The organism is Kitasatospora sp. NPDC057542 (assembly GCF_042801945.1).
In the GTDB taxonomy this organism is placed as follows: domain Bacteria; phylum Actinomycetota; class Actinomycetes; order Streptomycetales; family Streptomycetaceae; genus Kitasatospora.
In genome coordinates, this window is sequence record NZ_JBHVFE010000319.1 from 1 (window position 1) to 10,563 (window position 10,563).

The 10,563-nt window shown below is 73.9% G+C and carries 11 protein-coding genes; 9 read left to right on the plus strand and 2 right to left on the minus strand.

The annotated features are described in order from the left end of the window. The first annotated feature begins 97 nt into the window (after positions 1–97). From ACFU7Y_RS30780 to ACFU7Y_RS30795, 4 genes are all read left to right on the plus strand, one after another. A complete protein-coding gene (locus ACFU7Y_RS30780; RefSeq protein ID WP_380770370.1) occupies positions 98–973 on the plus strand; it encodes an alpha/beta fold hydrolase in 876 nt (291 codons plus the stop codon). Between the two features lie 411 nt (positions 974–1,384). Beyond that, on the plus strand, positions 1,385–1,543 hold the full coding sequence (locus ACFU7Y_RS30785) for a hypothetical protein (RefSeq protein WP_224281708.1): 159 nt from the start codon (positions 1,385–1,387) through the stop codon (positions 1,541–1,543). A gap of 306 nt (positions 1,544–1,849) precedes the next feature. Next, a complete protein-coding gene (locus tag ACFU7Y_RS30790; protein ID WP_224281701.1) occupies positions 1,850–2,488 on the plus strand; it encodes a DUF6758 family protein in 639 nt (212 codons plus the stop codon). A 49-nt stretch (positions 2,489–2,537) separates the two neighbouring features. Next, positions 2,538–3,398 carry a PHP domain-containing protein gene (locus tag ACFU7Y_RS30795; protein ID WP_380770371.1) on the plus strand — a complete coding sequence of 287 codons (861 nt, stop codon included), beginning with the start codon at positions 2,538–2,540 and terminating at the stop codon, positions 3,396–3,398. Positions 3,399–3,464: 66 nt separating this feature from the next. Here the strand turns inward: ACFU7Y_RS30795 and ACFU7Y_RS30800 are convergent, their stop codons facing one another. Then, positions 3,465–4,106 (minus strand): suppressor of fused domain protein, encoded by a 642-nt coding sequence (locus ACFU7Y_RS30800; protein WP_224281699.1) that lies wholly within the window; start codon positions 4,104–4,106, stop codon positions 3,465–3,467. A 450-nt stretch (positions 4,107–4,556) separates the two neighbouring features. Between ACFU7Y_RS30800 and corA the strand changes: the two genes are divergently transcribed. Then, positions 4,557–5,678 carry a magnesium/cobalt transporter CorA gene (corA, locus tag ACFU7Y_RS30805; RefSeq protein ID WP_224281698.1) on the plus strand — a complete coding sequence of 374 codons (1,122 nt, stop codon included), beginning with the start codon at positions 4,557–4,559 and terminating at the stop codon, positions 5,676–5,678. A gap of 22 nt (positions 5,679–5,700) precedes the next feature. Here the strand turns inward: corA and ACFU7Y_RS30810 are convergent, their stop codons facing one another. Further along, complete coding sequence (locus tag ACFU7Y_RS30810; protein WP_374120013.1) at positions 5,701–6,633, minus strand: DMT family transporter; 933 nt, start codon at positions 6,631–6,633, stop codon at positions 5,701–5,703. A gap of 120 nt (positions 6,634–6,753) precedes the next feature. Between ACFU7Y_RS30810 and ACFU7Y_RS30815 the strand changes: the two genes are divergently transcribed. The 4 genes from ACFU7Y_RS30815 to ACFU7Y_RS30830 all read left to right on the plus strand — a co-directional run bounded on the left by ACFU7Y_RS30815 (position 6,754) and on the right by ACFU7Y_RS30830 (position 10,560). Then, complete coding sequence (locus ACFU7Y_RS30815; RefSeq protein WP_224281697.1) at positions 6,754–7,293, plus strand: hypothetical protein; 540 nt, start codon at positions 6,754–6,756, stop codon at positions 7,291–7,293. A 126-nt stretch (positions 7,294–7,419) separates the two neighbouring features. Next, complete coding sequence (locus ACFU7Y_RS30820; RefSeq protein WP_224281696.1) at positions 7,420–8,718, plus strand: magnesium transporter MgtE N-terminal domain-containing protein; 1,299 nt, start codon at positions 7,420–7,422, stop codon at positions 8,716–8,718. A 76-nt stretch (positions 8,719–8,794) separates the two neighbouring features. After that, entirely contained in the window at positions 8,795–9,343 is a 549-nt protein-coding gene (locus ACFU7Y_RS30825; protein WP_374120014.1) for a DUF1003 domain-containing protein, read from the plus strand. 56 nt (positions 9,344–9,399) lie between these two features. Next, the gene (locus ACFU7Y_RS30830; RefSeq protein WP_224281695.1) at positions 9,400–10,560 is read left to right on the plus strand and encodes an Mrp/NBP35 family ATP-binding protein; all 1,161 of its coding nucleotides are present in this window, start codon (positions 9,400–9,402) and stop codon (positions 10,558–10,560) included. The last annotated feature ends 3 nt before the right edge of the window (positions 10,561–10,563 follow it).

Below are 10,563 nucleotides of genomic sequence, written 5' to 3' on the forward strand. Positions count from 1 at the left end.
GCCGCCCGGCCCGCCCCGGCCCCCCTCTAAGCTCGGGTAGCCGGGCAGTCGCCGGCGGGACAGCAGGTCACCGGCAGGACAGCAGGGAGAACAGCCCATGAGCACGCCGCCGTTTCTGACACTGCCCGGGTGCGCGCGGGCCGAGCGGGTGGTGACCGGGCGCGGGGAGTTCGCGGCGCTGCGGGCGGAGCCTGCCGGGCCGGTGCGCGGCTCGGCACTGCTGGTGCCGGGGTTCACCGGCAGCAAGGAGGACTTCATCGCGCTGCTGGAACCTCTGGCGGCCGCCGGATACCGGGTGACGGCCGTGGACCAGCGCGGGCAGTACCAGACCGGCGGCCCGGACGACCCGGCGGCGTACGGCGTCGGGGCGCTCGGCGCGGACGTGCGGGCGCTCACCGAGGCGCTGGCGGCCGACGACGGGCCGGTGCACCTGCTGGGGCACTCCTTCGGCGGCCAGGTGGTGCGCGAGGCGGTGCTCGCCGCGGCCGCCGAGGGCCCGCTGCCCTGGCGGTCGCTGACCCTGATGTCCACCGGCCCGGGCGCGATCGACCCGGCCGAGGCGGCCCGCACCAAGCTGCTGCTGGACGCCCTGCAGATGATGGAGCTGGAGCAGATCTGGCAGGTCATACAGCAGCTGGAGGCGGAGAGCGGGCAGCCGCGGTCGAGCCTGGAGCCGGCCGTCGCGGAGTTCCTGCACCGGCGCTGGCTGGCCAACGTGCCGCGGGCGCTGTCCGTCACCGGCGGCCACCTGGTGGCCGCGCCGGACCGGGTGGCGGAGCTGGCCGCCGCCACCGCCGGGCTGCCGCTGCTGGTGCTGTCCGGGGTGCGGGACTACGCCTGGCCTGTGCCGGAGCAGACCGCGATGGCCGAGCGCCTGGGCGCCCGCCGGGTCGTGATCGCGGACGCCGGTCACTCCCCCAACGCCGAGCAACCGGCCGCCACGGCCGAGACGCTGGCCGCGTTCTGGGCCTGACCGGCCGTCACCGGACCGCGCCGACCCGGGCCGGTTCCCCCGATCCGCCAAAAGTGGTCTGTACCACTTCTTCGACTTCGACCGGCATCAACGCAGGACAAAATTCGTTAGTTACGGTAATCTTTGATTCTGTCCGGGAATCATCGCCGGCCTCCGCTCCGGCGCCAACCACCCGAAACCTGGACGTTACGGACGGGCAACGGCCCGGTAGTACCGCCACGTCACCGTGGTTCACGAGGTACTGGACCCATCAGGCAAGCAGGGGGGAAGCCCTTGCCGCAGCAGACCGCCGCACGCGCGACGACGACCCGCCCGGTCCGGCCGCACCGCCGGATCCGCAAGACCCCGAAAGGGCTGATACCGACTCAGCCGCGACCGCCCCGCCCCGCGGGGTCAGGAAAGGAGACGCCCATGACGAAGACCATGCGCTTCGAGATCGTCCGACTCGACGACGCCAACGGCTCCGCCACCGACCGCCTGATCGCCGACGCCGCCACCGTGCGCGAGGTCGTCCAGGCCGCCGCCCGCACCGGCGAGCGCCTGCTCATCCGCCCGTGCCCGACCGTCTGACCCGGCGCGGCGCCTCCCACCGGGAGCCCTCACCCGCCGCCGACGAGCCGGGAGCATCCGATCCGGACGTTCCGATACCCGACTGACGCCCCGTCACCGCATTCGCCGATGACGGGGCGTCAGTGCGTCCGGGGCCGGAGCCCCGGACGTTTGCCGCCGCCCGGGACGGGACATCCCCCAACGGGAACCGCCCGCACCGTGCCCACCCGGCGCCGGTCGGGCGTCCGCCACCGACAGGCGCCGCCGAGCCTCCGTACGGGTGATCGTCCTTGACGCGGCGGACCGGAGGGAGGAGCGTTGACGGCTATGAGGGGCGAGCCAAGCTGCCCGAGGTGCGCCGGCCGGGTCCGCGCCCCCGGTCTGTTCTCAGACACCTGGCAGTGCGACCGGCACGGAGCCGTGCACCCGATGCAGCCCGTGCTGCCCCCGAGCGTGGAGGCCCTCGGCGTCGCCGTCGCCCGCTCCCAGGTCCCGGTCTGGCTGCCCTGGCCGCTGCCGGTCGGCTGGCTCTACACCGGCATCGCCCACGTCGGCGACGACGTCTCGGGCGCCCGGGCAACCGCCGTCGCCTGCTCCGGGCCGGCCCCGCTCGGCGGCTTCGGCGAGCTGGTGCTGGTCGCCGAGGAGCTGGGGGTCGGCCTCGGTGCCCGCTACTCGGGCCTGCCCGGGCCCGATCCGGGTGACTCCGTCGGCCTCTACAAGCCCGCCGACGCCAAGCTGATGGCCGCCGGGCGGCCCACCCCGATGTTCCACGTCCCGGACGCCCCGGCCGACCGCGCGGTGTTCGTCGGCGAGGCCCGCGGGCTCTGGCTCTGGGCGGTCGCCTGGCCCGAGCAGTCCGCGCTGGTGATGTACGACGAGCTGGTGCTGACCGACCTGCGCGAGGCCGGCGCCGAACTGGACCTGCTGCCCTGCGGGGCGATCTCCCCCCGGCTGTTCGGCTGACCGCTGACCTATCCTGGGCGGCACCCACGAGCCTCCAGGAGCCCGATCCGTGCGCATCGACCTGCACGCCCACAGCAACGCCTCCGACGGCACCGACAGCCCGGCCGAGCTGGTCGCGGCGGCCGTCGCCGCGGACCTCGACGTGGTGGCGCTGACCGACCACGACACCGTGGCCGGCCACGCCGAGGCCGCCGAGGCGGTGCGCGCGCTGCCCGCGGGCACCCGGCTGACCGTCGTCCCGGGCGCCGAACTGTCCTGCGTGGTGGACGGCATCAGCATGCACCTGCTGGCGTACCTGTTCGATCCCGAGGAGCCGGAGTTCGCGCGCGAGCGGGACCTGGTGCGCACCGACCGGTTCCGCCGCGGACGGGCGATCGTCGAGCGCTGCCGGGAGCTGGGCGCGGAGATCAGCTGGGAGCAGGTGCAGCGGATCGCCGGGGCCGGCTCGGTCGGGCGGCCGCACATCGCCAGCGCGCTGGTCGAGGCGGGCGTGGTGCCCACCGTGTCGGACGCCTTCACCGCCGACTGGCTGGCCAACGGCGGGCGGGCGGACGTCCGCAAGCACGAGACCGACCCGGTCACGGCCGTCCGGCTGGTCCGGGCGGCCGGCGGGGTGCCGGTGTTCGCCCACCCGGGCGCGGTCAAGCGCGGCCGGACGGTCTCCGACCAGGTGATCGCCGACCTCGCCGCGGCCGGGCTGGCCGCGCTGGAGGTCGACCACACCGACCACGACGAGGAGACCAGGGTGCGGCTGCGCGGCCTGGCCGGCGAGCTCGGCCTGCTGGTCACCGGCTCCAGCGACTACCACGGCACCCGCAAGACCGTCCGGCTCGGCGAGCACACCACCGACCCGGAGGTGTACGAGGCACTGCTGGCGCAGGCCACCGGCGCGAAGCCGATCGGGCACTGAGCCGACGCGGCGCCCGGGCATCGGACCCCGGACCGGGGGTCGACGAGCGCCCCGCCTGAGCGGGCGTCAGTCCAGCCGGACGCCGCGCCGGTCCGGGTCGCGCAGGTCGGTGCCCTGGTCGAGCCAGCGCCCCTGGAGCGCGGCCGCGCCGTGCACCCGCTTCCAGCCCGCCTCGTTGGGCGTCATCGGCAGCAGCGGCAGGAAGCGGACCGGATCGGCCGGATCGGCCAGCTCCAGGTCCTCGACCAGGCCGCCCGGTTCGGCCGCGAGCACCGAGGTGAAGGGCGCGCCGTCCCAGAGCGGGGAGCCGAGGTCCAGCGAGCCGCCCGGGGCCACCACCAGGCCCTCGACCTGCGGGGTGGCGGCGAAGGTGGCCAGGGTGCGCAGCACGCTGTCGCGCCCGCCCCGGACGGTCAGCACCAGTTCTGCGCGCGGGCCGCGCACCTGGTCGGCGACCGGTGAGGTCGGGTCGGCCATCGGCGCGGCGGACATGCCGAGCGTCGCGTACCGCACCAGGCCCTCGGCGTCCGGGCCGAAGCGCAGCACCTCGATCCGGTCGGCACCCAGGAAGGTGACCGCGGCGCGGCCGCCCGGCTCGCCGAAGGTGGAGATCAGCCGGGCCTCGACGGCGGCCAGCACCGCCTCCCGGGAGAGCTCCGGGGAGCTGCCGCCGTGGGGGTCGCCGAAGAGCGGGAAGTCGTGCGCCATGCCGGTGAGCGTAACCCCCGGCGGTTCGCGGGCCGCGTGCGGGCGGGTCCGGAGGCGGTCGCGGGCGGGGCGGTACCGGATCCCGTAAAGGCTTCGGAAACCTCCGGGAAACCCCTCGGCCTCGACGCCCGGTCAGATGTTAGGGTGAGCGACTGGCCACCGGGATCGTTCGTCCCGGGGCGGCGGCGCGAAGGAGGTGGTTGCGGTGGATACCGGCCGACCATGCAGTACCGGCAGCTCTGCCCGGCCCCGACTCCCCCGTACCCCGCGCCCCGCAGGCCCAATCGGCTGACTCAGCCGCGGTAGCCCCGGGCGCAGGCCCCACGGCGGACGGACCGGCCGGGAGAGCACATTCATCCCCGTTTCACCGGTGTTCTCCGCCGTCGTACCGCGGCCGAACGTTTTTCTTCCGCGCCGCCGCGCGACGGTTCCTGCCTCTGGGAGCCTGCCATGTCGATGATCAACAGCCTGCGTGCCGCTGTCCGCACCAACCGCCGCCGTGGCGCGGCCGGGGTCTACGGCGTCCTGCCCGAGGACGCCGGCTCGGCGGTCGTGGACTGCGCGGTCTACCAGCACGGCAAGCGCAGGGGCGAGACGTGCAGCCCGCGCGAGGCCGCCCGCCGGGTCAAGGCCGCCCACCAACTCCCCGAGGGCGAAGGCTCGTTCAGCTGGATCGGGCTGCACGAGCCGACCGAGGCCGAGTTCGAGGGCATCGCCCAGCGCTTCGGCCTGCACCCGCTCGCGGTCGAGGACGCGGTGCACGCGCACCAGCGGCCCAAGGTCGAGCGCTACGACGACGTGCTGTTCGCCGTCTTCAAGACCATCCGCTACGTCGAGCACGACCAGCTCACGCCCACCAGCGAGGTGGTGGAGACCGGCGAGCTGATGGTCTTCGCCGGCCGGGACTTCGTGATCACCGTCCGGCACGGCGGCCACGGTTCGCTGCAGGAGCTGCGCCACCGGCTGGAGGCCGACGCGGACGAGGCCGGGCTGCTCGCCAAGGGCCCGTCGGCGGTGCTGCACGCGATCGCCGACCACGTCGTGGACAACTACCTGCTGGTCGCCGAGCGGCTCCAGAACGACGTGGACGAGATCGAGTACGGCGTCTTCTCGGCCAAGGGCGGGCGCAGCGCCGACGTCGGCCGGGTCTACCAACTCAAGCGCGAGGTCCTGGAGTTCAAGCGCGCCGTGGTGCCGCTGCTGCGCCCGATGCAGCAGCTGTCCGAGCCGCTCCAGCGTCTGGTCGACCCGGACATCCAGAAGTACTTCCGGGACGTCGCCGACCACCTGGCCCGGGTCGCCGAGCAGGTGCACGGCTTCGACGAGCTGCTGAACTCGCTCCTGCAGGCGAACCTGGCGCAGGTCTCGGTGGCGCAGAACGAGGACATGCGCAAGATCACCGCCTGGGCGGCGATCTTCGCGGTGCCCACCATGATCACCGGCGTCTACGGCATGAACTTCGAGTACATGCCCGAGCTGCACCACAAGTACGGCTACCCGACGGTGCTCGGCGCGATCGTGCTGATCTGCGTCGGGATGTACCGGGGCTTCCGCCGCAACGGCTGGCTGTAGGTCCGGCCCTCGGCGCCGTCCGCTACCTGCGCCCGGCGCGGGCGACCAGGACCAGGCCGAGCAGGATCAGCACCACCGCCGGGTAGGCGGCCGCCGGGGGCCACTGGCCCAGCCAGAGGGCGGCGATCAGCGCCGCACCCGGGGTCTCCAGCAGGATCGCGGTGGAGGTGATCGACGGCCCGAGGTTGCGCACCACCCGGTTGCTCAGCGAGTGGCCGAGCAGCTGGGCGACGACCATCAGCAGCACGATCTGCCACCACACCCCGGCCGGCCACCCGGCCAGCGGCGTCCCGGCGACCAGGCAGATCCCCAGCAGCACGACCGCCGTGGTGGCGTAGCAGACCAGGGTGTACGCGGTGGTGCTGACGGTCTTGCGGACCTCGGCGCCCAGCAGCATGTACCCGGCCGCGGCCAGGCCCGCGGCGAGCGCGAGCCCGTCGCCGAGCAGCGCGCGGGGAGAGAGCGAGAGGTCCACGCCGGTCAGCACCAGGACGCCGGCGAAGGCGACGATCGTGCCGAGCCAGACCAGCCTCGGCGCCCGGACGCCCATCAGCCGCATCAGCAGGATGGTCCACAGCGGGGTGGTGGTGACCAGGGCGGTGGCCGAGGCCACGGAGGTCATCCGCAGGCTGGGCATCCAGAGCGCGAAGTGCACGGCGAGCAGTGTCCCGGCGGCCGTCGCGAGCAGCAGCGCCCGCCTGCCGATCCCGCGCAGCTCGGCGCGGTGGCGCAGCAGCGCGTACGGGCCGAGGACGCCGACCGACATGACGTTGCGCCAGAAGGCGATCGCCAGCGCGGGCGCGGCGGTGGCGCTGATCAGCGGGCCGGACAGCGAGATGCCGCCGATCGAGACGGCGAGCAGCAGCAGGTCGAGGGTGGGGAGCGGGTGCATCGGCCCCGGGTCGGCGGTCACCGGGGCGGCGGAGGGGGCGGTCGCGGGCCGGGCGGCGGGCACGGCGCTCCTTGCTGTTCACGGGGGTGGGCGATCATACGGTAAGGCCCGTGGCGCCGCAATGGAACTGTCGCCCGGAGGCTGAGACACCCGGTGGACGCCGAAAGTCGTACGCTGTCCGCCATGGACCGTACGCCCGCCGCCGCGACCGCCGACGACTTCCTCGACCAGGCCCTGCTGGAGGAGGCCGCGAAGAAGTCCGGTCTGCTCTGGGTGCGTGCGGACGGGCAGGAGCACGCCCGGCCGCTGTGGCACGCCTGGCACGACGGCGCGGTCGTGGTGGTCGGCGGGGGCGGCGAGCAGCCGCTGCACGGCCTGGAGCCCGGCGCCGGGGCCGTGGTCACCGTCCGCAGCAAGGACAAGGGCGGCCGGCTGACCGGCTGGAGCGCCCGGGTGGTCGAGCCGGCCCCGGACAGCGAGGCCTGGCTGGGCGCCGTCGAGGAGCTCAAGGGCAAGCGGCTGAACGCGCCCGACACCGACGCCATCACCGCCCGCTGGGCCCGCGAGTGCCGGGTGCTTCGGCTGGAGCCGGTCGGGCCGCTCACCGAGCGCCCCGGGGCGATGCCGGACGGCTCGCACGCCGCGCAGCCGGTGCCCACCTCCGCCACCACCCGCCGTCCGATCCCGGCCGGCCTGCCCAAACTGCTGTTCAAGCGCCGTTAAAGCTTCACGCCCAGGACTCGTCCGGCCGCTACCGTGCCTCCCGGCCGGGCCCCGGACACGCGGGTAGCCTTGGCCGCGGGTGCGCCCCCGGCGCACCCGGTACGGCGTCGAACGAGTCGAGGGTTTATGGCAGGGCCAGGCACCCGGGTGTTCATCTCCCATCTGTCCGCCATCGCGGTCTTCGACCCGAACGGCGACCAGGTCGGGCGGGTGCGGGACGTGGTCGTGTCGCTGCGGCTCGGCGGCCGCCCGCCGCGCGTGCTCGGTCTGGTGGTCGAGGTGGTCGGCCGGCGCCGGATCTTCCTGCCGATGACCCGGGTGACCAGCCTGGAGTCCGGCCAGGTGCTCACCACCGGTGTGATCAACCTGCGTCGCTTCGAGCAGCGCCCGTCCGAGACCCTGGTGCTCGCCGAGCTGCTGGACCGCACCGTCACCTGGTCCAAGACCGGTGAGGAGGTCACCGTGCTGGACGTCGGCATGGTGCAGACCCGGCTGCGCGAGTGGGAGATCAGCAAGGTCTTCGTCCAGGTCGGCCGGGCCGGGAGGCTGCGCAAGGGCAAGGGCGAGCGGCTCACCCTGGACTGGCAGGACGTCACCGGCTTCTCGCTGCCCGAGCAGGACCAGGGCGCGGCCAACCTGCTCGCCACCTTCGAGCAGCTGCGCCCCGCCGACCTCGCCAGCGTGCTGCACCACCTGTCCGCCAAGCGCCGCGCCGAGGTCGCCGCCGCCCTCGACGACGAGCGGCTGGCCGACGTCCTGGAGGAGCTGCCGGAGGACGACCAGGTCGAGATCATCGGCAAGCTCCAGGAGGAGCGCGCCGCCGACGTCCTGGAGGCGATGGACCCGGACGACGCCGCCGACCTGCTCTCCGAGCTGCCCGGCGACGAGGCCGAGCGGCTGCTCCAGCTGATGGAGCCGGACGAGGCCGCGCCGGTGCGCCGCCTGCTGACGTACGAGGAGGACACCGCCGGTGGTCTGATGACCACCGAGCCGATCGTGCTGGAGCCGGACGCGACGGTCGCCGAGGCGCTGGCCCGGGTCCGGGTCAGCGACCACAAGCCCGCGCTGGCCGCGCAGGTCTTCGTCTGCCGCCCGCCGAACGAGACCCCGACCGGCCGGTACCTGGGCACCGTGCACTTCCAGCGGCTGCTGCGCGAGCCCCCGTACGTCCTGGTCGGCTCACTGGTGGACGACGACCTGGACCCGCTGCCGCCCGACACCCCGCTGTCGCTGATCACCAGCTACCTGGCGACCTACAACCTGGTCGCCGCACCGGTCGTCGACGAGGCGGACCACCTGCTCGGCGCGGTGACCGTCGACGACGTGCTCGACCACCTGCTGCCGGACGACTGGCGCGACGCCGCGCCCCACGCCCACGACGAGAACCGCCACGACGAGAGGGAAGGGGTGACCGGTGGACGGTGACCGCAACGGACGGCCGGACGACTCCGCGCGCCGGCGCCTCCAGGGCGAACTGCGCCAGCTGCGTCAGCTGCGCGCACTGCGCACCCGCGAGGGCGGCCGGGACCGGCGCGCCGAGACCGCGCCGATCACCGGCGCCGGCCGTGTCCGGCTCGACCAGCCGCGCACCGCACGGCCCGGCCTGATCACGCTGCCCTCCTACGACCCGGAGGCCTTCGGCGTCCTGTCCGAGCGGATCGCCCGCTTCCTCGGCACCGGTCGGTTCATCGTCTGGATGACGGTGGTGGTCGTCGTCTGGATAGCGTGGAACACCCTGGGGCCGGCGAACGTGCGCTTCGACGAGTACCCGTTCATCTTCCTGACCCTGGCGCTGTCCCTGCAGGCCTCGTACGCGGCCCCGCTGATCCTGCTGGCGCAGAACCGCCAGGACAACCGGGACCGGGTCAACATGGAGCAGGACCGGGCCCGCAGTGACCGCAACATCGCCGACACCGAGTACCTGACCCGCGAGGTCGCGGCCCTGCGGCACGGGCTCGGCGAGGTGGCCACCCGCGACTTCATCCGGTCCGAACTCCAGTCCCTGCTCAAGGAGATCGACGAGCGCCGGGAGGCCCCCGAGCCGCTGTGACCGGCGGCACGCTACCGACCGGTTAAGGACCTCGCCCGGCGCCGTACCATCAAGGCATGGCCAACGAGACAGAGGTCGCGGCCGGCGTCACGGAGGAGTCCGTACGCCAGGCGCTGGCGACCGTCAACGACCCGGAGATCAACCGCCCGATCACCGAGATCGGCATGGTGAAATCGGTCGGGATCGCCGAGGGCGGCGCGGTGCACGTCGCGGTCTACCTGACGGTCTCCGGCTGTCCGATGCGCGACACCATCGTCACCCGGGTGCGCGAGGCGGTCGGGAAAGTCCCCGGCGTGACCGCCGTCGAGGTCGAGCTCGACGTGATGAGCGACGAGCAGCGCAAGGAGCTGTCCCAGCTGCTGCGCGGCGGCGCCCCCGAGCGGGAGATCCCGTTCGCCAAGCCGGGCACCCTGACCCGGGTCTACGCCGTCGCCTCCGGCAAGGGCGGCGTCGGCAAGTCCTCGGTGACCGTCAACCTGGCGGCCGCGATGGCCGCCGACGGCCTGAAGGTCGCCGTGGTGGACGCCGACATCTACGGCCACAGCGTGCCGCGCATGCTGGGCGTCGAGGGCCGGCCCACCCAGGTCCAGGACATGATCATGCCGCCGCAGGCGAACGGCGTGAAGGTCATCTCGATCGGCATGTTCACCCCGGGCAACGCCCCGGTGGTCTGGCGCGGCCCGATGCTGCACCGTGCGCTCCAGCAGTTCCTCGCCGACGTCTGGTGGGGCGACCTGGACGTGCTGCTGCTGGACCTGCCGCCCGGCACCGGCGACATCGCGATCTCGGTGGCCCAGCTGGTCCCCAACGCGGAGATCCTGATCGTCACCACCCCGCAGATGGCCGCCGCCGAGGTGGCCGAGCGGGCCGGCACCATCGCGGTGCAGACCCACCAGAAGATCGTCGGCGTGATCGAGAACATGTCCGGCATGCCGTGCCCGCACTGCGACGAGATGATCGACGTCTTCGGCACCGGCGGCGGCCAGACCGTCGCGGACGCGCTCACCCGCACGGTCGGCGCGACCGTCCCGGTGCTCGGCTCGATCCCGATCGACGTGCGGCTGCGCGAGGGCGGCGACGACGGCCGCCCGGTCGTGCTCGCCGCGCCCGACTCCCCGGCCGGCGCCGCCCTGCGCGCGGTGGCCGGCAAGCTCGGCGGCCGCCAGCGCGGGCTGTCCGGGATGTCGCTGGGCCTGACGCCCAAGAACAAGTTCTGAGGC

What these genes read in the sequence shown, in the direction of transcription:
- ACFU7Y_RS30780 (WP_380770370.1), top strand. Translation starts at nt 98, where the DNA reads ATGAGCACGCCGCCGTTTCTGACACTGCCCGGGTGCGCGCGGGCCGAG.
- ACFU7Y_RS30785 (WP_224281708.1), top strand. Translation starts at nt 1,385, where the DNA reads ATGACGAAGACCATGCGCTTCGAGATCGTCCGACTCGACGACGCCAAC.
- ACFU7Y_RS30790 (WP_224281701.1), top strand. Translation starts at nt 1,850, where the DNA reads ATGAGGGGCGAGCCAAGCTGCCCGAGGTGCGCCGGCCGGGTCCGCGCC.
- ACFU7Y_RS30800 (WP_224281699.1), bottom strand. Translation starts at nt 4,106, where the DNA reads ATGGCGCACGACTTCCCGCTCTTCGGCGACCCCCACGGCGGCAGCTCC.
- corA (WP_224281698.1), top strand. Translation starts at nt 4,557, where the DNA reads ATGTCGATGATCAACAGCCTGCGTGCCGCTGTCCGCACCAACCGCCGC.
- ACFU7Y_RS30815 (WP_224281697.1), top strand. Translation starts at nt 6,754, where the DNA reads ATGGACCGTACGCCCGCCGCCGCGACCGCCGACGACTTCCTCGACCAG.
- ACFU7Y_RS30820 (WP_224281696.1), top strand. Translation starts at nt 7,420, where the DNA reads ATGGCAGGGCCAGGCACCCGGGTGTTCATCTCCCATCTGTCCGCCATC.
- ACFU7Y_RS30830 (WP_224281695.1), top strand. Translation starts at nt 9,400, where the DNA reads ATGGCCAACGAGACAGAGGTCGCGGCCGGCGTCACGGAGGAGTCCGTA.